Annotated in this window: 18 protein-coding genes; 8 read left to right on the forward strand and 10 right to left on the reverse strand. The window is 61.1% G+C overall.

Annotated features, from left to right (window positions below; translation table 11 throughout):
• Positions 1 to 217 precede the first annotated feature (217 nt).
• From AC3WQN_RS20470 to AC3WQN_RS20480, 3 genes are read left to right on the forward strand one after another with little or no spacing between them, the layout of a single operon-like run.
• Positions 218 to 514 (forward strand): hypothetical protein, encoded by a 297-nt coding sequence (locus AC3WQN_RS20470; RefSeq protein WP_103402142.1) that lies wholly within the window; start codon positions 218 to 220, stop codon positions 512 to 514.
• Complete coding sequence (locus tag AC3WQN_RS20475) at positions 514 to 1374, forward strand: DUF72 domain-containing protein (RefSeq protein ID WP_103402141.1); 861 nt, start codon at positions 514 to 516, stop codon at positions 1372 to 1374. The genes AC3WQN_RS20470 and AC3WQN_RS20475 overlap by 1 nt, the downstream gene beginning before the upstream one ends.
• Before the next feature lie 33 nt (positions 1375 to 1407).
• The gene (locus tag AC3WQN_RS20480) at positions 1408 to 2229 is read left to right on the forward strand and encodes an isocitrate lyase/PEP mutase family protein (protein ID WP_103402140.1); all 822 of its coding nucleotides are present in this window, start codon (positions 1408 to 1410) and stop codon (positions 2227 to 2229) included.
• A gap of 43 nt (positions 2230 to 2272) precedes the next feature.
• On the opposite strand, the gene AC3WQN_RS20485 is transcribed toward AC3WQN_RS20480, so the two are convergent.
• Positions 2273 to 2893: an energy transducer TonB gene (locus tag AC3WQN_RS20485; protein ID WP_103402139.1), complete on the reverse strand. Its 621-nt coding sequence runs from the start codon at positions 2891 to 2893 to the stop codon at positions 2273 to 2275.
• A 93-nt stretch (positions 2894 to 2986) separates the two neighbouring features.
• Between AC3WQN_RS20485 and AC3WQN_RS20490 the strand changes: the two genes are divergently transcribed.
• Entirely contained in the window at positions 2987 to 3769 is a 783-nt protein-coding gene (locus AC3WQN_RS20490) for a class I SAM-dependent methyltransferase (RefSeq protein ID WP_103402138.1), read from the forward strand.
• 33 nt (positions 3770 to 3802) lie between these two features.
• On the opposite strand, the gene AC3WQN_RS20495 is transcribed toward AC3WQN_RS20490, so the two are convergent.
• On the reverse strand, positions 3803 to 4456 hold the full coding sequence (locus tag AC3WQN_RS20495; RefSeq protein ID WP_103402137.1) for a TetR/AcrR family transcriptional regulator: 654 nt from the start codon (positions 4454 to 4456) through the stop codon (positions 3803 to 3805).
• Between the two features lie 93 nt (positions 4457 to 4549).
• Here AC3WQN_RS20495 and AC3WQN_RS20500 point away from each other — a divergent pair, with 93 nt between their 5' ends.
• The gene (locus tag AC3WQN_RS20500; protein ID WP_095146520.1) at positions 4550 to 5650 is read left to right on the forward strand and encodes an efflux RND transporter periplasmic adaptor subunit; all 1101 of its coding nucleotides are present in this window, start codon (positions 4550 to 4552) and stop codon (positions 5648 to 5650) included.
• A 6-nt stretch (positions 5651 to 5656) separates the two neighbouring features.
• Positions 5657 to 8722, forward strand: coding sequence for an efflux RND transporter permease subunit (locus tag AC3WQN_RS20505; RefSeq protein ID WP_103402136.1), 3066 nt, complete (start codon positions 5657 to 5659; stop codon positions 8720 to 8722).
• A gap of 235 nt (positions 8723 to 8957) precedes the next feature.
• Here AC3WQN_RS20505 and AC3WQN_RS20510 read toward each other — a convergent pair whose 3' ends face one another.
• From AC3WQN_RS20510 to plsB, 4 genes are all read right to left on the reverse strand, one after another.
• Complete coding sequence (locus tag AC3WQN_RS20510; protein WP_103402135.1) at positions 8958 to 9362, reverse strand: YbaY family lipoprotein; 405 nt, start codon at positions 9360 to 9362, stop codon at positions 8958 to 8960.
• A 97-nt stretch (positions 9363 to 9459) separates the two neighbouring features.
• Positions 9460 to 10095: a YbaY family lipoprotein gene (locus AC3WQN_RS20515; RefSeq protein ID WP_103402134.1), complete on the reverse strand. Its 636-nt coding sequence runs from the start codon at positions 10093 to 10095 to the stop codon at positions 9460 to 9462.
• A gap of 89 nt (positions 10096 to 10184) precedes the next feature.
• The gene (locus AC3WQN_RS20520) at positions 10185 to 10523 is read right to left on the reverse strand and encodes a YbaY family lipoprotein (RefSeq protein WP_103402133.1); all 339 of its coding nucleotides are present in this window, start codon (positions 10521 to 10523) and stop codon (positions 10185 to 10187) included.
• A gap of 262 nt (positions 10524 to 10785) precedes the next feature.
• On the reverse strand, positions 10786 to 13284 hold the full coding sequence (gene plsB, locus AC3WQN_RS20525) for a glycerol-3-phosphate 1-O-acyltransferase PlsB (protein WP_103402132.1): 2499 nt from the start codon (positions 13282 to 13284) through the stop codon (positions 10786 to 10788).
• 247 nt (positions 13285 to 13531) lie between these two features.
• Here plsB and AC3WQN_RS20530 point away from each other — a divergent pair, with 247 nt between their 5' ends.
• A complete protein-coding gene (locus AC3WQN_RS20530) occupies positions 13532 to 13741 on the forward strand; it encodes a cold-shock protein (protein WP_019692071.1) in 210 nt (69 codons plus the stop codon).
• Between the two features lie 139 nt (positions 13742 to 13880).
• Here the strand turns inward: AC3WQN_RS20530 and AC3WQN_RS20535 are convergent, their stop codons facing one another.
• The 4 genes from AC3WQN_RS20535 to AC3WQN_RS20550 form a co-directional block, all read right to left on the reverse strand.
• Positions 13881 to 14258 (reverse strand): hypothetical protein, encoded by a 378-nt coding sequence (locus AC3WQN_RS20535; protein ID WP_095077496.1) that lies wholly within the window; start codon positions 14256 to 14258, stop codon positions 13881 to 13883.
• Positions 14259 to 14357: 99 nt separating this feature from the next.
• On the reverse strand, positions 14358 to 15167 hold the full coding sequence (locus AC3WQN_RS20540) for a putative RNA methyltransferase (protein WP_095077495.1): 810 nt from the start codon (positions 15165 to 15167) through the stop codon (positions 14358 to 14360).
• Entirely contained in the window at positions 15167 to 16318 is a 1152-nt protein-coding gene (dapE, locus tag AC3WQN_RS20545; protein WP_103402131.1) for a succinyl-diaminopimelate desuccinylase, read from the reverse strand. Before dapE ends, AC3WQN_RS20540 begins: the two co-directional genes overlap by 1 nt.
• Before the next feature lie 242 nt (positions 16319 to 16560).
• Positions 16561 to 19152 carry a glycosyltransferase gene (locus AC3WQN_RS20550; RefSeq protein WP_103402130.1) on the reverse strand — a complete coding sequence of 864 codons (2592 nt, stop codon included), beginning with the start codon at positions 19150 to 19152 and terminating at the stop codon, positions 16561 to 16563.
• Positions 19153 to 19370: 218 nt separating this feature from the next.
• Between AC3WQN_RS20550 and tcdA the strand changes: the two genes are divergently transcribed.
• Positions 19371 to 20183, forward strand: a complete 813-nt coding sequence (gene tcdA / locus AC3WQN_RS20555) for a tRNA cyclic N6-threonylcarbamoyladenosine(37) synthase TcdA (protein WP_176465340.1) — start codon at positions 19371 to 19373, stop codon at positions 20181 to 20183.
• Positions 20184 to 20303: the final 120 nt, after the last annotated feature.

Here is a 20303-nt window from a genome sequence, read left to right on the forward strand (position 1 = left end):
CAGATGATCAATGTGTCGTATTAAAAAGTGTCCACCATGTCCCCGAACAGGTGTAAACCATGTCCCCGGTCCAAACAAGAGCAAGCGATTCCAATCGTCAGTTTCTTGCCTGCGCTTTTAAACCTTTTTGCTTTTATGTGTTCTAGTTATCACTTGGCAATTTGCGCACTCCGAGAAGTGCCGCTAAATTGCCATCATCGATCATGAGCACGCACCTATGCGCATAGACGGCTTTTCTTCCCAGTCCTATCCCATTGCGCGCAAGCCCCGTAAGGGCCATGCGTCTGTGGACGAGTCCGTCGAGGACATCGATGACGAGCAGCCAATCCCTTCCGAAGAGCAACTGGCAGCCCGTGCCGCCCAGCGCTCGAGCAATCTTCCCGCCCGCCCGCAAGACCTGCTTTACCGGCGCACCATGAGCAAAACCGTGGCGACGGCCCTGGCCAGCTACCTCAGCACCGCCACGTTTGTCGACTGGGATACGGAAGTGCTGGGTCTCGACCTGCACATCTGATGCGGCTGCCTTATTACCTCGGTTGCCCGTCCTGGAGCGAAAACGCCTGGCGCGACTACCTGTATCCACAGAACGCTCGCCCCCACGAACTGCTTGGCCTGTACACCCAGGTGTTCAACGCTGTCGAAGGCAACACCACGTTTTATGCACGTCCCGCCCCGGCGACGGTAGAGCGTTGGGCGCAGACCATGCCCGAGCACTTTCGCTTCACCGCCAAGTTCCCCAGTGACATCAGTCACGGCGGCGACCTGCGCGAGCAAATCACCGCGGCCGAAAGCTTCGTGCAGCTTCTCGGCCCGCTCGGGGAGCGGGTCGCACCGCTGTGGTTGCAGCTGTCGGCGGCGTTTACCCCGCAGCGCATCGCTGAGCTGGCCGGCTTTATCGATGGCTTGCAACGGCCCTTGGCGGTTGAGGTCCGGCATCGGGACTTCTTTGCCAAGGGCGATGCCGAGCGGCAACTCAATCGCTTGCTCCTGGACCGTGGCGTGGAGCGCATTTGCCTGGATCCTCGGGCGTTGTTCAGTTGCACCTCGACCGAGCCTTCGGTGCTCCACGCGCAAGCCAAGAAGCCCAATGTCCCGCCCCGTCCGGCGGCCTTCACCCGGTTTCCGCAGGTGCGTTTCATCGGTCATCCGGTGCTGGAGGCCAACGAGGTCTTTCTCACGCCCTGGGTCGAGAAAATCGCCCAATGGATCGAGGAAGGCCGTACGCCGTACATCTTCCTGCACACCGCGGATAACCTGTTGGCCGCCGCATTGGCCCAGCGCTTCCATACCCGGTTGATGGCACGCCTGCCTGGCTTGCCGGCCCTGCCTGAGCTATACAGAGAGCCCGTCGCGGAGCAACTGGGCTTGCTCTGACGGCGGGTCATTCCCTTCTACAGGAGCGAGCCAATGGATGCGCAAACCCTTAGAGCTCAAGCGTTCAAGGCCTTGCACGAAGGTGCTGGAGCCTTTGTGATCCCCAACCCATGGGACGCCGGTTCGGCAAAAATGCTGGCCAGCCTGGGTTATCAGGCGCTGGCGACCACCAGTGCCGGTTATGCATTTTCGATGGGCCGTCCGGACGGTGCGTTGAAACTCGAAGACACCCTGGCCAACGTCCGGGCGATTGTCGCGGCGACCGATCTGCCGGTGGCGGTCGATCTGGAGAACGGCTTTGCCGACGACCCGCAGCAGTCTGCACAAAGCGTGCTGGGCGCCGCCAGTGCCGGCGCCGTCGGGGGCTCGATCGAGGATGCGACCGGTCGCGAAGACGGCCCGATCTACTGCTTCGAGCATGCGGTGGCGCGGATTGACGCGGCGGTAGCGGCCGCGCGCAGCCTGCCATTCCCCTTCACCCTCACGGCCCGTGCCGAAAACTACCTGCACGGCAATCCGGACCTGGCCGATACCATTCGTCGCTTGCAGGCCTTCGCCGAAGCCGGTGCCGATGTGCTGTACGCACCGGGCCTGCGCACGGCCGAAGAGGTGTTGGCGGTGGTGCGTGCGGTGGCGCCGAAGCCGGTCAATGTGCTGATGTCGGGCGGTCTGAAGCTGACAGTGGCGCAGCTCAGTGAAATGGGCGTGAAGCGCATCAGCGTTGGCTCCGCCCTGGCCTTGGCGGCTTACGGTGAGTTCTACCGGGCGGCCCGGGAGATTCACGATCAGGGGACCTTTACCTTCACCGAACGGACCCTGCCGTATTCGCAGGCCAATCAACTGTTCAAGGGCTGAGAGGCGTCGTGGCAAGGCGGGGCAGGAGCGTGCCTGGCCCGGCTCAGGCGGCGAGGCGCAGGTTGTGTAGGACGATCGGGCGCGCCCAGCGGCTGTCGAAATCGAATTGTTGTTGTTGCTCCTGCAGTTCTTCAGGTGCAAAGGGCTGCGCAGGAGGCGGCAGCAGTTCGAGTTCGAACTCGGCAATCGGCAGGAACAGCGAGCGAGGTGCCGGCGCCGGGCCCGGTTCAGGCAATGGCTGGCCGGCCGTGAGCACCAGTGGACGTACCCATTTGTTGTCGAATTCCTGCTGCGATTGCTGGGCAACGATCTCTTCAGGCGGGAATGGCGGGGCCGGTTTGTCGGCCAGCTCCATGTCGAATTCGGCGATGGGCAGGAACAGCGGCTCCGGCGGGCGAATCTCGGTGTCTACGACATCGCAGGCGCGTTGTGTGACGATCTTGGCCAGCAGGTCGGAACCACCTGCCGGTTCGTCCGGGCTGTCGATGGCGAAGGGCGGGTATGCGTCAGCAGCGGGTAGCCCGTCACCCGACTGATCGGCCAGCGCCTGGGCAAAGAAATCCTGCCACAGGTGACTGACACCGCTCAGTGTCTGGGTGTTGTGTCGGCTGTATTCGCGGTAAGGCGTAATAAAGCCTGCAGGTACGCGTTGAATGTCTGACATTTCTCTCGGTCGACGCTCAGCTCTGGCAAAATGCTCGATAGTTTGGTTATCGGCCGTTTTTGCCGATCATTAATTTTTCGAGTGTGTTTTCTGATGAGTGAGCAACCTGCGGCCAGCCGCATCAAAGTCGAGGCCCTGGCCGATGGGTTTCAGGCGCAAGCGCTGCTCTGGGCCGAGCGATTGAATTTGCCGCTGCTGCTGGACGATGCCGAGTTTGCCCTGCAAGTGGGTGAGCAGGGTTTACAGCTGCAGCAGCTGGGGCCGGATGCGCCAGGACCGGTGCGAGTGGATTTCGTCGAGGGTGGCGCGGCCCATCGCCGGTTGTATGGCGGCGGCAGTGGACAGATGATTGCCAAGGCGGTTGGCGTCGCCCAAGGCGTGCGCCCCAGAGTGCTGGATGCCACGGCAGGCCTGGGCAAGGATGGCTTCGTACTGGCGAGCCTGGGCTGTGAGATGAGCCTGATCGAGCGTCAGCCGTTGATCGGGGCCTTGCTCGAAGACGGTCTGGCACGCGCGGCCGAAGATTTTGAGGTAGCGCCGATTGTGGCGCGCATGCACTTGCTCAAGGGCAACTCGATTGAGTTGATGCGCAATTGGCAGGGTGAGCCGCCACAGGTTATCTACCTTGACCCGATGTTCCCTCATCGGGAGAAGACGGCGCTGGTCAAGAAGGAAATGCGCCTGTTCCGCCCGCTGGTGGGTGACGACCCGGATGCGCCGGCCCTGCTCGAAGCCGCTCTGGCGCTGGCCAGCCATCGGGTCGTGGTCAAGCGTCCGCGCAAGGCTCCGTGTATTGAAGGACCCAAGCCGAGCCATGCGCTGGATGGCAAGTCCAGTCGTTACGACATCTATCCGAAGAAAGCGCTCAAGGCTTAAGCGGTAATCGGTGTTGTTACTTGCCGCTAGCAACTAGCGGCTTGTAGCGTTCCCCGGCTGATACGCCCGCATGAACAATCCCACCACTTCCCGCACATGGGCTTCGGCGGTGTCGCCGGTCAAGGGTTCGCCGCAGCCGTAGAGCAGACGGAAATTACCCGCGCCCTTGAGCAGGCAGAAAAAATGCTCGGCGGCGTTGCGCGGTTTGTCGATGCGCAGGGCGCCCGATTGGTCGACCTTACCCAGCAAGTGTTCCATGCCGTGCACCATCCGTTGTGGACCGGCTTCGAAGAAGATCTGCGCCAGCTTCGGGTCCTGGCTGCCCAGCGTCATCATCAGGCGATGCAGTTTCACCGATTCATCGCTGTTGATCAGCAGATGAAAGCCCCGGGCGATGTTCAACAACACGCTCTCGATCGGCATCTCGTCGGGCAGTTCGAAAAACAGGGTAGGCAATTGTTCTTCGCACTTGGCCATGACGGCCGAGGAGAACAGCGTCTCCTTGTCCGTGAAGTGGCTGTAGACGGTCAACTTCGAAACCCCGGCCTCAGCCGCCACCGCGTCCATGCTGGTGTTCGCGTAACCATTGCTCAGAAACAGGCGTTTGGCGGCTCCCAGGATGGCCTCGCGCTTGGCGGGATCCTTTGGGCGGCCAGGGCCGTTAGGTACAGAAAGATTCTTGGGCATTCTTCGCTTTAATACTGGACTGGTGAGTTTGCTATTAATAACATACTGGTCAGTATAATTATTCCAAGCACCATTAGCGAAAGGTCCTTCGCCATGTTCCGCTATGCCTTGCCTCTCGTGTTGCCAGCCAGCCTGGCGTTTTTGTTGGCTGCGTGTGGTCACGAAGAACCGGTGCAAGTCGCCGTTCGCCCGGCCATGGTGGTTCAGCCAGAGCCCTCCGCACAGGCGATGGACAGCTATCCTGGCGAAGTCCGCGCACGCTATGAGCCGGACCTGGCCTTTCGCATTGGCGGCAAAGTCAGCCGACGACTGGTCGAGGAGGGGGAGCGGGTCAAAGCCAATCAGGCACTGGCCGAACTCGATCCCGAGGATGTACGGCTGCAGTTGGAAGCAACCCGTGCCCAAGTGGCGGCGGCCACTGCCAATCTGAACCTGGTGCGCACCGAGCGTGATCGCTACAAGACCCTGATGGAGCGTCAGTTGGTCAGCCGCTCGCAGTACGACAACGCGGAAAATCTCTACCGATCCGGTGAAGCACGTCTCAAGCAGATCAAGGCCGAGTTCGATGTCGCCAACAATCAGGCCAGCTACGCCGTCTTGCGCGCGCCGCGTGACGGGGTGGTAGCCAAGCGTGCCGTGGAAGTCGGCCAGGTCGTGGCCGCGGGGCAAACCGTGTTCACCCTGGCTACCGACGGCGAGCGTGAAGTCTTGATCAGCCTGCCGGAGCAAGGGTTTGGCCGGTTCAAGATTGGCCAGCCGGTCACCGTTGAATTGTGGAGCCAGCCGGGGCAACGCTTTGCCGGCAGCATCCGCGAGTTGTCGCCAGCCGCTGATCCCAAGTCCCGCACCTTTGCCGCACGCATCGCCTTCACTGCCGGCAAGGTGGCGGCCGAGCTCGGTCAAAGCGCTCGGGTATTCATTCAAACCACTGACGTGGTACCGCTCTCGGTGCCGCTCTCGGCACTCACCGCGGAAAACGGTGCGACCTACGTCTGGGTGGTGAACGCCGACAGCACCCTGCGCAAGGCGCCGGTTCGCGTCGGGGCCTTCGGTGAGAAAAGCGTACCGGTGCTTGAAGGCCTGACGGCCAGCGACTGGGTGGTGGCGGCCGGTGTCCATGTGCTCCACGACGGCCAGCCAGTGCGGCCGGTGGATCGCTCCAACCGCGTGGTCAATCTGGCGGTCAAGGAGTAATCCCCGATGGGTTTCAATCTATCCGAATGGGCGCTGCGTAATCGCCAGATCGTATTGTTTCTGATGATCCTGCTGGCGGTTGTCGGCACCTTGTCCTACACCAAGCTGGGCCAGAGCGAGGACCCGCCGTTCACCTTCAAGGCCATGGTGATCCAGACCAAGTGGCCGGGTGCGACAGCCCAGGAAGTCTCGCGGCAGGTCACCGAACGTATCGAAAAGAAGCTGATGGAAACCGGCGAGTATGAACGGATCGTGTCGTTCTCCCGCCCCGGTGAATCCCAGGTGACGTTCATTGCCCGGGACTCGATGCATTCGGTGGACATTCCGGAACTCTGGTATCAGGTGCGCAAGAAGGTTGGCGATATTCGCCCGACCTTGCCACCGGGTATCCAGGGGCCATTCTTCAACGACGAGTTCGGTACCACCTTCGGCAATATTTACGCGCTGACGGGGGAAGGTTTCGACTACGCGGTACTCAAGGACTACGCGGACCGCATCCAGATCCAACTGCAACGGGTCAAGGATGTGGGCAAGGTCGACCTGCTCGGGCTGCAGGACGAGAAAATCTGGATCGAGCTGTCCAACCTCAAACTGGCCACGCTGGGCTTGCCATTGGCGGCTGTGCAGCAAGCACTGGAGGAGCAGAACGCGGTGTCCAACGCCGGGTTCTTCGAAACCACCAGCGAGCGATTGCAGTTGCGGGTGACGGGTAACTTCCAGACGGTCGAGCAGATTCGCGGTTTCCCGATCCGCGTCGGTGATCGAACTTTCCGTATCGGTGATGTGGCGGACGTGCACCGTGGCTTCAACGATCCACCGGCACCGCGCATGCGCTTCATGGGCGAGGATGCGATCGGCCTGGCCGTGGCCATGAAGGAAGGCGGCGATATTCTGGTACTGGGCAGTGCGCTGGAGCGCGAGTTCAAGCGGATCCAGGACAACCTGCCGGCGGGCATGCAGCTGCGCAAGGTGTCTGACCAGCCGGCGGCGGTAAAAACCAGCGTCGGCGAGTTCGTCCAGGTACTGGTCGAGGCGTTGGCGATTGTGTTGCTGGTGAGCTTTTTCTCCTTGGGCGTGCGCACCGGCATGGTGGTCGCCCTGGCAATTCCGCTGGTGTTGGCCATGACCTTTGCCTGCATGTATTACCTGGGCATTGGCCTGCACAAGATCTCCCTGGGCGCGTTGGTACTGGCCCTGGGCTTGCTGGTGGATGACGCGATCATTGCGGTGGAGATGATGGCGATCAAAATGGAGCAGGGCTTCGACCGGGTCAAGGCTGCCAGTTATGCCTGGACCAGCACGGCATTCCCGATGCTCACCGGCACCCTGATCACCGCCGCCGGTTTCCTGCCGATCGCCACTGCGCAATCGAGCACGGGCGAGTACACCCGTTCGATCTTCCAGGTCGTGACGATCGCGTTGCTGGCCTCATGGATCGCCGCTGTGGTGTTTGTGCCCTATCTGGGGGAGAAACTGCTGCCGGACCTGGCCAAACTCCATGCGGCCAAGCACGGCGCCGGCCAGCCGGATCCTTACGCAACACCCTTTTATCAACGGGTGCGACGTCTGGTGGAGTGGTGTGTGCGCCGGCGTAAAACCGTGATTGCGTTGACCATCCTGCTGTTCCTGGCTTCGGTAGTGCTGTTCCGTTTCGTGCCGCAACAGTTCTTTCCGGCCTCGGGCCGACTGGAGTTGATGGTCGACCTGAAGCTGGCGGAAGGCGCTTCGTTGAGCAATACCGCCGCTGAGGTGAAGCGCCTGGAAGCGATGCTCAAGGAGCACGCGGGCATTGAAAACTATGTGGCCTACATCGGCACCGGTTCGCCACGTTTTTACCTGCCACTGGATCAGCAGCTGCCGGCGGCCAGCTTCGCTCAGTTTGTCGTCCTGGCGGACACCATCGAGGAGCGTGAAAGCCTGCGCAGCTGGCTGATCGAAACCCTCAACGAACAATTTCCGGCGTTGCGCTCGCGGGTCACGCGCCTGGAAAACGGCCCGCCCGTGGGATACCCGGTGCAGTTTCGGGTGACTGGCGAGCACATTGAAGAAGTCCGCGCCCTGGCCCGTAAAGTCGCCGCCAAGGTGCGCGAGAACCCCCATGTGGTCAACGTGCACCTGGATTGGGAAGAGCCCAGCAAAGTGGTGTACCTGAACGTCGATCAGGACCGTGCACGGGCCCTGGGCGTGAGCACCGTGAACTTGTCGAGGTTTTTGCAGAGCTCGCTGACCGGCTCCAGCGTCAGCCAGTACCGTGAAGACAACGAGTTGATCGAAATCCTTTTGCGCGGCACCGTGCACGAACGGACTGAACTGTCGCAGTTGTCGAGCCTGGCGGTGCCGACCGACAACGGCAAGAGTGTGGCGTTGTCCCAGGTGGCGACCCTGGAGTACGGCTTTGAGGAGGGCGTCATCTGGCACCGTAACCGTTTGCCGAACGTGACGGTCCGCGCCGATATCTATGGCAAGGAGCAACCGGCGACCCTGGTCAAACAGATTCTGCCGACCCTCGAGCCGATTCGCGCTGAATTGCCGGACGGCTACTTGCTGGACGTGGGCGGTACCGTGGAAGACTCGGCTCGCGGACAGAACTCGGTGAAGGCCGGTGTGCCGTTGTTCATCGTCGTGGTGCTGACCTTGCTGATGGTGCAACTGCGCAGCTTCTCGCGCACGGCGATGGTGTTTTTGACCGCGCCGCTGGGGCTGATCGGCGTCACCCTGTTCCTGCTGGTGTTTCGTCAGCCGTTCGGGTTCGTGGCCATGCTCGGCACCATTGCCCTGTCGGGGATGATCATGCGCAACTCGGTGATCCTGGTGGACCAGATCGAGCAGGACATCCTCGCCGGGCTCAAACCCTGGCAGGCGATCATCGAAGCCACGGTACGCCGCTTCCGGCCAATCGTGCTCACTGCCCTGGCCGCCGTGCTGGCGATGATCCCGCTGTCGCGCAGTGTGTTCTTCGGGCCGATGGCCGTGGCAATCATGGGCGGCTTGATCGTGGCGACCGCGTTGACGTTGCTGTTCCTGCCGGCGCTGTATGCGGCGTGGTTCAGGGTCAAGCAGGAGGCGCTTTGATATCGGTCCTGCGCTCAGCGTGGGATCGAACGACGCCTGCATCCGCCTGAGCGTGCTGATTCAGTGGATCCCGGGGTGTTTCAGTTTCCATGGTTTCCGAGACCATGCTTTCAGAGACAGGGGTTCGACGTTTCGAGCGTTATCTCTCAGTCGATAGCGCTTTTGAGATGAGCTGGAAGCTTGATTCGAGAAAGACAGGACGCTGCCTGGCAGCGTCCTTGTTCGCTCATACCTCTCAACGAACCGCGTCGACGCGAACCTTGACTGGCTGTGGATCGCTCCCGTCCAGTTGCACGGCATGATTCTCGGTGGTGATGAACATCAGTTTGCCATCGACCTCAATGCGGGCGTTCACCGAGTACCGGTGGGTGGGCTCGACCTGCATCGGGTCGTAGCTGAGGTGGAAGGCCAAGGGTACCTGGCCTTTGATCGGGCCTCTTTGCTCGTCAAGGGTCTTTGCCGGAGCATCGGCCAGTGTCACGTCCTGCAGGCTGACACTCAGGATTGCTGTCGGTGGCAGTGCCATGCGTTGCAAGTAGAAGACTTCGCCGTCCAGGGTTGCTTTAGGCGCCGGTGACGGGCTTTGGCAGGCCGTCAGCAGGGTGGCGGCAGCGAGCAGGGCAAGCGTGTTTCTCTTCATCGTGGATCTCCGTATCGAGGAGGCGCCAGCAGCAGGCCGGCGCCCCTCGGGAGTCTAGCGGATTTTATGCCGGGCATCGGCCCTGGGTATTTCGCCTTCAACTGCCGAATACAGGAGCCTGTAGTGGTGCTGGCAGCAGGACCAGCTCTTTGGGTGAGAGACCTAGTGACAGGCGTCCCTGGCCATGGGTTTCGAAGGTGCCGGTCAATGCGTAACGTTGCCCCGGCTTGACCAGGAGCGGGTCATAATGCAGGTAGAAAGGCTGGATGTCCTGAGTCAGGTGCTGGCCCTCACTCAGAACGATGCCCGGACTGCCGTCAGGCGTTTTTTCAAGTAGCGTCACAAACAGTTTTGAATCCTCCGGGTAACCGATCCTGGGCATCCAGGTTTTCTGGATCGCGATCCAACCCACAGGGCTCAGGTAGATATCGACTGTGTGATCACCGCCTTTCCAGCTGAAACGCTGTTCGACATCCAGCAAGAGCGCAGTCCCTTGATGGGCGATGCGCACATCCATGGAAAAGCGCTCTCCGACATTGGCCTGGTCCGAGTCGATGTTGAAGGTGAACTGCATGGGGAGTCCCGAGGGCAGTTTGTTGCTGCCCCATGCGCAGAGGGAAAAGGGGGCGTTACTGTCGGTTATGTTTCGTGTTCTTATGTCTATGCTGCAGTCTTCGGGCAGTTTGTAGTCTGGAGGAAAGTGCAGGATGGTCGTCAGGGTGTGTTGGGTCATGTTGATTTCCTTATCATTGGCTTGACTTGAAAGTACGCGGTTATTTCAAACAGGCACGGTTGCTGATAAATCACGCCTGCCAGGCGTTGTCAGACCCTACGCACCAGGATGTCCAGTGGCTGCAAGTAGTTGGCGCACGGGTCAACGCTGTGCTGGTCCTGGGTGATGAAGATGAGTTCGTTATTAGCTTCGATGCGCACACTGATCGCATAGCTATGGCCATCCATAACCGCGGATGCCGGTACGCTGAACTCAAAGGCAAGGCCCGCTTTGTTGGCCTCCGGGATCACGCAGTGTGCAATTTCCCTGGCGGGCGCATTTGCCAGGCTGACGTCCTGCAGGGAGGCGTAGAGGGTCGTGCTGGGCAGCAAAGCAATCCTTTCCAGGTAGTAGGCTTTGCACGGGACGGAATAATAGAGTTCGGTCATCTAAATATCCTTATTTTAATGTGACGTCCTGACTGGGCGCCTGAATAAGGATAAGAAGTTGGCTGGGTAATTAATGTAGGAATAGTTAACTATTCAGTGGTGCTGGACGATTTGGTTGTTTATTGATGTTTCAATCTTGGATAAAGCACTCAAGTCAAATATTGAGTGCAGGGTATGGTTTATTAAAAACCATTCCAGGTAATGACAGCGCCGTCTTCCAGGGTTTCAATCGGTTGAATCCTGGAAGACGGTGCTCAGGTGCTTACTGAAGGACGGCGCTGTTCTGCTCCGCGGCATCCTCACTGCGATGCAGTGCCACCTGACGGATCGACAAGCGGATCTCCGCCGGCAACACCCGTTTGGCTGCACCCTCGGCCAGTTCACCGAGCAGTTCGTGATGGCTCAGCTTGCCGGCCTCGTCGCGACGCAGTACCTCCAGGTCCAGCAGGGTCTGGATGAAGTGGCGGAACAGGCTCTTGTCGAAGAACTCCGGAGCGTTCAGGCCATGCAGGATCGACAGGCGCTGGGCCATGACCGTGCACAGGTCTTCCAGCTCTTCGGCGCTGAGGGTGTTCTGGCCGCTGTTGAGCAGCAACGAGATGGCCATGTAGAAACGCTGCAGGGTCTGCGCGATGCTCCTGGACAGCAGGGTCAGCAGCACGAAATGCCGTGAGCTTGGCGCCGGGCGCAGGTACAGGTTGTTCTCGAAACGCAACAGGCCTTGCTCGACGAACGCCTCGAGCCATTGGTCGATCACGGCGTCCAGTTCGTCCAGCGACCAACGAATGAATAGCTCCGATTGCAGGTACGGGTACAGCGCGCGGGTGTACCGCAGGATCTGTTCGCGGCTCATGCGCGAGCTGCTCTGGAAGAAACTGGCGAGCAAGGCAGGCAAGGCGAAAATGTGCAGGACGTTGTTGCGGTAGTAGGTCATCAGGACGGCGTTTTGCTCATCCAGATAGAGGATTTTGCCCAGCGCATCGCTTTGCTCGCAGAGCAGGTCCATGTCCTTGACGTGTTCGATCAGTGCACGGCCGTCGCCCTCTGGCAGCGTGGTATGCGGCGAGTAAGGGACGCGTCGCAGCAATGCCAGGTACAGATCCAGCACCCGGGCCATGGCGCGATCATCCAGCGCCAGGCGGCTGGTGGACAACAAGGCCAGCGCGACCAGGTTCACCGGGTTGATCGCGGCCGCCTCATTCAAGTGCCGGGCGACCCGTTCGCCGAGGCGATTGGTGGTTTCGTTGAGCCAGGCAGGCCTGTACTGCGGCCCCAGTTCCTGGGAGCGCCAGTCCGGTTGTTCGCTGTCGAGGAACTCGGCCAGCTTGATCGGCTCGCCGAAGTTCACCGCCACCTGGCCGAAGCGTTGTTTCAGCGCACCGATGACTTTGAAGATGTCGAAAATCGACTCTTTCTTCTTGCTCGCGCCGCGCAACTCACCCAGGTAGGTGCGGCCCTCCAGGACACGTTCGTAACCGATGTACACCGGGACGAAGACGATCGGCATGCGTGAGGAGCGCAGGAAGCTGCGCAAGGTGATCGCCAGCATCCCGGTTTTCGGTTGCAGCATGCGCCCGGTGCGCGAACGGCCACCCTCGACGAAGTACTCCACCGGGAAGCCCTTGGTAAACAGGGTGTGCAGGTACTCGTTGAACACTGAGGTATAGAGCGGGTTGCCCTTGAATGTGCGGCGCATGAAGAAGGCGCCGCCACGCCGCAGCAGGCTGCCGATCACCGGCATGTTGAGGTTGATCCCGGCGGCGATGTGCGGCGGGGTCAGTCCGTTGCGAAACAGCAGGTAGGACAGCAGCAGGTAGTCGATGTGGCTGCGGTGGCAGGGTACGTAGATCACTTCGTGACCCGGGGCGACCTGCTGCACGCCTTCGATGTGGTTGACCTTGATGCCGTCGTAGATCTTGTTCCAGAACCAGCTCAGCACCACTTCCAGGAAGCGGATGGCGGTGAAGGTGTAGTCCGAGGCGATCTCGTTGCCGTAGCGCAGTGCCTGGGCCTTGGCTTTTTCCGGCGAAATGTTCTCGCGCTCGGCTTCATCGAGGATCGCTTGTTTGACCAGCGGCTGATTGAGCAGGCCTTTGACCAGGTTGCGGCGGTGGGAAATGTCCGGGCCGATGACCGCCGCTTTCAGATTGCGAAAGTGCACCCGCAGGATGCGCTGGGCCATGCGCACGGTGCGCTCGTGGCCCTTGTCGTGCTCGATCAGCTCGCGCAGGTGGATGGGGGCGGAGAATTGCACGCGGGTCTTGCGCCCCAGGATCATGATGCTCAGCAGTCGACGCAGGCGGCCGGTCACGGCCCAGCTGTCGGCAAACAGCAGTTTCCACGGGCTCGACTCGCTGTCTGGCGATTGGCCCCAGAACACGCTGACAGGGATGATTTGCGCGTCTTCGGCGGCATTCTGGCTCAGGGCACTGACCAGTCGGGTCAGGGTCGGCGGCGCGCCGCGCTTGTCCTGGCGACCGAGCCAGTCGGGTGCGGGTGTCAGGTAGAAAAACGCCGCTGGCTCCAGCAGGTTACCCACCGACACCGGCAGCACCGGACGTGGTAAACCGGCCTTGGTGCACTCGGTGTCGAGCACGGCCAGGTCGGTCAACGAAGGGTTTTGCAGGACGTAGAACACCGGACGACTGCGGTCGAGGTTGAGGGTAAAGGACGACTGGTTGATCGTCTCCGAGCGAACCCAGAGGTACAACAGTCGGCGCAAGGCGCCAAACACAAGACGGCGGAACGGGGAGCGGGTCATAGGCTTGCTGCTTTAGTTGAAAAAAACCGAGCAAGTGCTCGGGAGCGGTAGTGTGACGTATTCGTCGAAAATCGGCAAAAAAGCGCCGAAGTAATCTTGAGTTGAGAGTTTTTACCGCTGTCATATACTCGGCCGGCCGTTTGCCACTATCGACCCTGTTTTTGACAGTCAGTCGAGTGTGCGCAATGGCTCAGGCGGCGTGTCTGTGAGCAGGCCGACTCAATAATAAAAAAGGGAGTACCGATAGATGGCAACGCGCGAGACCGGCAACGTGAAGTGGTTCAACGACGCCAAGGGCTATGGCTTCATTCAGCGTGAAGGCGGGGCGGATGTGTTCGTGCACTACCGCGCAATCCGTGGCGAAGGTCACCGCTCGTTGGCCGAGGGCCAGCAGGTTGAATACGCCGTGGTGGACGGGCAGAAAGGTTTGCAGGCAGAAGATGTAGTCGGCCTGTAAGTTCCGCATTCTGCGCAGTGCATGAACCCTGTGGGAGCGGGCTGGGTCCGGGCGGCGTTCCGACGAAAGCGGTGTGTCAGTCACATCAATACTGGATGTGCCGCCGTCTTCGCGGGCAAGCCCGCTCCCACATGTTCTTTCAGGCGGTTTTCCAGGTGATCTCTTCTTCGCCATCGACGCTGATGCGAATCCAGCGATCGGCGGACTCTTCACCCTCTTCCTCGACCCAGGTGCCTGGTGCACAGCGCACTTCAACGTTCAGTGCGGCAAACGCGGCGCGGGCGCAGGCGATGTCGTCGTCCCATGGTGTCTGGTCGCTTTCCAGGTACAGGCTGTTCCATTTGCCCACCGCTTTCGGCAGCCAGGTGACCGGCACGTTGCCGGCCTTGCACTTGTAGGTCTGGCCTTTTTGAACCCAGTCGGTGCAAGGGCCCAACGCCGCGCCCAGCCAGGCCGAGATGGCCTTGTGGTCGACGTCGGCGTCTTTGAGGTAAATCTCGATATCGGGTTGGCGCATGGATGTTCCTCACTGCGGGTTTCGAAAAATCCATTCGCGGATTTAGCCGGCCTTAAGCTGCTGCCCAAGGCCAAAAGTTAAAGGGTTGCTCTCAAGCAATTACTGCAGAACGAAATAATCGTAGCGCATCGACACACTGACCTCGAATGGCTCGGCCTGTTCGATAACAGCTGCCCGGCGTTCGGCGCTGGCGCGCCAGCCATGGGGGGTCATGGCCAGCAGATTGGCGCGATCCTGAGGGTTGCTCAGGGTCAGCTTGAACTCAAGGGTTTCGCTGTGTTGCAGCGACATGCCTTCGGGCACCAGGGCCAGGTGCTTGTCGTCGGTGTACTCACGGACTTCGTCGTACAGGCGTTCGCGCAATTCCATCAAGTGACCGCTGGTCGGGCCTACTTTCATCAAACCGCCGCCTGGGCTGAGCAGGCGCTTGGCCTCCAGCCAATCGAGGGGGCTGAACACACTGGCCAGGAACTGGCAGCTGGCGTCGGCCAGCGGCACCCGGGCCATGCTGGCGATCAACCAGGTCAGTGCCGGGTTGCGCTTGCAGGCACGTTTGACCGCTTCGCGGGAGATGTCCAGCGCATAACCATCGGCATCGGGCAGGGCCTCGGCGATTTGCGCAGTGTAGTAACCCTCGCCACAACCGATGTCCAGCCAGCGTTGTGGCGCGCGCTCCGCGGCCAGTTCCGCCAGGCGCTTGGCCACCGGGGCATAGTGCCCGGCGTTCAGAAAATCGCGACGGGCCTCGACCATGGCCTGGTTGTCGCCAGGGTCGCGGCTGTTCTTGTGCTGCACCGGCAACAGGTTCAGGTAACCCTGGCGGGCACGGTCGAAGCGATGCCCGGCGGGGCACGCCACGCCATTGTCGACCGCGTTCAACGGCGCGCTGCAGATAGGGCAGGCAAGCATCAGGCGAGCAACTTGATCAGGGTCTGGTAGTAGATTTCCGTCAGCACATCGAGATCGCTGGCCAGGACCCGCTCGTTGACCTGGTGGATCGTTGCGTTGACCGGGCCCAACTCGACCACCTGGGTGCCCATGGTGGCGATGAAACGCCCATCCGAGGTGCCGCCACTGGTGGAGGCCAGGGTTTCACGGCCGGTGATGGCCTTGATGCTGGCCGACACGGCGTCGAGCAGCGCGCCCGGTTCGGTGAGGAACGGCAGGCCGGACAGCGCCCAGTCGATGTGCCAGTCCAGGTCGTGTTTGTCGAGGATATCGGCCACACGCTGTTGCAGGCCTTCAACGGTGGATTCGGTGGAGAAGCGGAAGTTGAACACCGCGACCAGATCGCCCGGGATAACGTTGGTGGCGCCGGTTCCGGAGTTGACGTTGGAGATCTGGAAACTGGTGGGCGGGAAGAACGCATTGCCGTTGTCCCAGTGCTCGGCGGCCAGTTCGGCCAGGGCCGGGGCGGCGAGGTGGATCGGGTTCTTCGCCAGGTGCGGGTAGGCCACGTGACCTTGCACGCCGCGCACCGTGAGCTTGGCGCCTAGGGAGCCGCGGCGGCCATTCTTGACCACGTCACCCACCAGGGTGGTGCTCGACGGTTCGCCGACGATGCACCAGTCCAGGCGTTCCTTGCGCGCAGCCAAGCGCTCGATCACCGCTTTGGTGCCGTGATGCGCCGGGCCTTCTTCGTCGCTGGTGATCAGGAAGGCCACCTTGCCCTTGTGGTCCGGGTAGTCGGCGACAAAGCGCTCGGCCGCCACGGTCATGGCCGCCAGGCTGCCTTTCATGTCAGCCGCGCCACGGCCGCAGAGCATGCCGTGTTCATCGATCACGGCATCGAACGGATCGATCTGCCAGGCCGCCACCGGGCCGGTCGGGACCACGTCGGTGTGACCGGCGAAGCACAGTACCGGACCTTCGTGCGTGCCGTGGGTGGCCCAGAAGTTATCCACGTCTTCGATGCGCATGGGTTCCAGTTGGAAACCGGCATCGCCCAGGCGCTGCATCATCTGCTTCTGGCAATCGGCGTCCACCGGCGTCACGGACGGACGGCGGATCAGGTCGATGGCGAGCTGGAGGGTCGGCGAAAGGTCGGCGTGGGCCGTCATGTAGAACTCCGGAATCATGAAGTTGGCGCAGGCTAATAATGTGGGAGCGGGCTTGCCCGCGAAGGCATAGGTACAGTCAGCATCAGCCGTTGAATGTTCCGGCCTCTTCGCGGGCAAGCCCGCTCCCACAGGGGATTGAGTTCAGTCAGTAAGACCGTATATCACGCCAAGCCCTGCAAAATGGCGGTTATCTTAAAGCAAAACGGCGACCATTGGCCGCCGTTTAGTGCATCTGTAGCGATTTAGACCGCGGGTAGCGTCTCGGCCTCGGCCACAGGTTTTGGCAGCGACGACAGGAACGCCATGATCAGCGCGGCCACATAAGGCAGCGACTGCACTAGCAGCATGGTCACCCAGAAACGCATGTCGTTGCTCGGCAGGCCTTGCACCAGGAAAATCCCCAGCGCCGCGCCCCATAACAGAAACATGATGAACATCTCTTCACGGGCTTCCGAAATGGCCAGCCAAAAGCCGTGGCTGTCGGCATTTTTTGGGGTGCGGATGAACGGAATGTTGCTGGTGAAGAAGCCGTACAGCACCGCTTTGGCAATGGTGTGGGACAACGCCAGGCCGGCCAGCGCCGCGCAGAATGCGTCCTTGAGGTTCACCCCCACCGCACGACGGTAGAGGAAGATGATCTTGCCGACCTTGAACACGAACAAGGCCAGGGGCGGGATCGCGAAAATCAGCAGCGGTGGATCCACCCGGTGCGGCACGATAATCATCGCCGCGGACCACAGCAGGGCGCCCGCGGTGAAGAAGATGTTCATGCCGTCGGCCACCCACGGCAGCCAGCCCGCAAGGAAGTGGTAACGCTGGCCACGGGTCAGTTCGGTGTCTTTGCCCCGGATCAGGCTGGCGGTGTGCCGCTTGATGATCTGGATGGCGCCGTAGGCCCAACGGAAACGCTGTTTCTTGAAGTCGATAAAGGTATCGGGCATCAAGCCCTTGCCATAGCTGTCGTGGTAGTACGCCGCCGACAGACCTTTTTCGAACACCCGCAGCCCCAGCTCGGCGTCTTCACAGATGCACCAGTCCGCCCAGCCAAGCTCTTCGAGCACGGAGCGACGGGTCATGGTCATGGTGCCGTGCTGAATGATCGCGTCGCGGTCGTTGCGGGTCACCATGCCGATGTGGAAAAAGCCTTTGTACTCGGCATAGCAGAGCTTCTTGAAGGTGCTTTCGTTCTGGTCGCGGTAATCCTGCGGCGACTGCACCACGGCGATTTTCGGATCGGCGAAGTGCGGCACCATGTGTTTGAGCCAGTTCGGATGCACGCAGTAGTCGGAGTCGATGACCGCGATCACTTCGGCATCCTTGGCGGTGTGCGGGATCAGGTAGTTCAGCGCACCGCCCTTGAAGCCGGCCAGTGGCGCGACGTGGAAGAACTTGAAGCGCGGGCCGAGGGTTTCGCAATAGGCCTGCACCGGCTCCCAGACCGCCGGGTCCTTGGTGTTGTTGTCGATGATCAGGACTTCAAAGTCCGGATAGTCGAGGTTGGCCAGGGCGTTGAGGGTCTGTTTGACCATCTCCGGCGGCTCGTTGTAGCAAGGCACGTGAATCGAGACTTTTGGCCGATAGGTCGAATCGCCCACCACCGGCAGGAACTCGCGCCGGCGCTTGTGAATCCACACCGCTTCGGCCAGCTCGTGGGCCTCGGTCAGCAACACGATAAACACCCCGAGGGCACCGAGGGCGAGCAGGAACCCCACCGTCAGGCTGAACCAGGTGCTGTATTGCTGGCTGTAGTCGTAGCCGATCCAGACCAGCACCGACCCGCAAAGGAAGGCGGTGAAGGTCAGGAAGGTGCGGCCACGCTGGCGCAGCGCCGAGCCGTCGATCATCAGCAGGGTCAGCGACAACAGCGCCAGCACCACGGAGCCGATGGCCAGCACGCGCCATTGCGGGATCGCCACCACCGGGCCTTCGAAGTTGAACTTCTGCTGGCGCGCCGCGTTGAACACGCCCCAATAGGCACCGACGGAACCTTCGTCGCTGACTTTCCAGGGCTGGTCAAAGGCCTCGATCACAAAGTAGTTGAAGCCCTGGCGGTTGAGCTTGTTCACCAGTGTGCGCAGGTAAATGGCCTGGTCGGCCGGGGTCGCGTCCGCGCCACCGCGCATGCGGCCGTTGCTCGGCCAGCCCACTTCCGAGAGCAAGAGCGGCTTTTTCGGGAACATTTTCTTCAGGTCGCGGGCGCGGTCCAGGACGAACTGGCCGGCCTGGTCCATCGGGACGAACTCCCAGTAGGGCAGGACGTGGGCGGCGATCAGGTCGACGTGCTTGGCCAGCATCGGGTTTTCTTCCCACACGTGCCACTGTTCGGACGTAGTGACCGGGACCTTGACCGCGGCGCGCACACGATCGAGAAGCACGCTCAGCTGTTCGGCGGTGATTTCCTTGCGGAAGATCGCTTCGTTACCCACAACCACGCGAACCACACTGCGCGAGTTGTTGGCGATCTCGATGGCGCGCTGGATTTCGCGTTCGTTGCGCTCCTGGTCCGGGCTGATCCAGATCCCTAGGGTCACGCGCAAGCCGAACTCTTCCGCCAGCTTGGGAATGTCACCCAGGGTGCCGTCGACCGAATAGATCCGGATGTTGTCGGTCAGTTTGCTCATGATCTCCAGGTCGCGACGCATTTCATCGTCGGACGGGAACTGGTTTTTCTGCGGGAACTGGCCTTGCTGGAACGGCGAGTAAGAAAAACCGGAGATCTGCTCTGGCCAGTTGGGGGTTGTGACCGGGCGATTGATGAGCGCCCAGAAACCGGTGAACAGCGCGGCAATCGCCAGCACTACCACCAGATTGAGTCCAAATTTACGCGATGACATAGCTATTTCGGGTTCCAAAGGCTGTGGAACGAAGGAACGGTCGGCCGCCGCCGAGGGGGGCGCATCCTACACCGGGTGTTCCCAGACCGTACAGCGGGCGGGGATATGCCGGACATTAGGCAATTTACTTTGACTTAAGTTCTTTCACTTGTAGCGTGTAGCTTAAAACTTACCGCCGCGTAGCCCTATAATGCGCGCCGGTTTTTAGGGTAGTGGTCATGAGTACAGAAGATCCGCGGTTTGCTGGCATTGCCCGCTTGTATGGCATTGAAGGCCTGGGGCGGTTGCGCGCCGCCCATGTGGCGATTGTCGGCGTCGGCGGCGTCGGTTCCTGGGCGGCGGAAGCCATTGCCCGTTGTGGCGTGGGCGAGATATCGCTGTTCGACCTGGACGACGTCTGCGTCAGCAATGTCAATCGCCAGCTGCACGCACTGGACAGCACCGTCGGCAAACCCAAGGTCGAGGTGATGGCCGAGCGTCTGCGGGGGATCAACCCGGACTGCACGGTACACGCCGTACCGGACTTCGTGACACGCGAGACCATGGCCGAGTACATCACGCCGAACATCGACTGTGTGATCGACTGCATCGACAGCGTCAACGCCAAGGCCGCGCTGATCGCCTGGTGCAAGCGCCGCAAGATCCAGATCATCACCACCGGTGGTGCAGGCGGGCAGATCGACCCGACGCTGATCCAGGTGTGTGACCTGAACCGGACCTTCAACGACCCGCTGGCCTCGAAAGTGCGTTCCACCCTGCGCCGCGACTACAACTTCTCCCGCACCGTGACCCGTCACTACAGCGTGCCGTGTGTGTTTTCCACGGAGCAACTGCGCTACCCGAAACCCGATGGCAGCATTTGCTTGCAGAAGAGTTTTGTCGGCGATGGCGTCAAGCTCGACTGCGCGGGCGGGTTTGGCGCTGTGATGATGGTGACGGCGACGTTCGGCATGGTTGCGGCGACCAAGGCCGTGGATAAGATCGTCGCCGGGGTCCGACGCCCGGCGGACAAGATTAAACCCGAGCAATAAGATTGCTTTCGTGGCGAGCGAGCTTGCTCGCGCTGGACGGCGCAGCCGTCCCGATACAGCCATCGAGGTGTGTCAGGTAATCCGCATTCAGCGTTATGACGGCGGCTGCGCCACCGAGCG

Source organism: Pseudomonas sp. FW300-N1A1 (assembly GCF_058789115.1).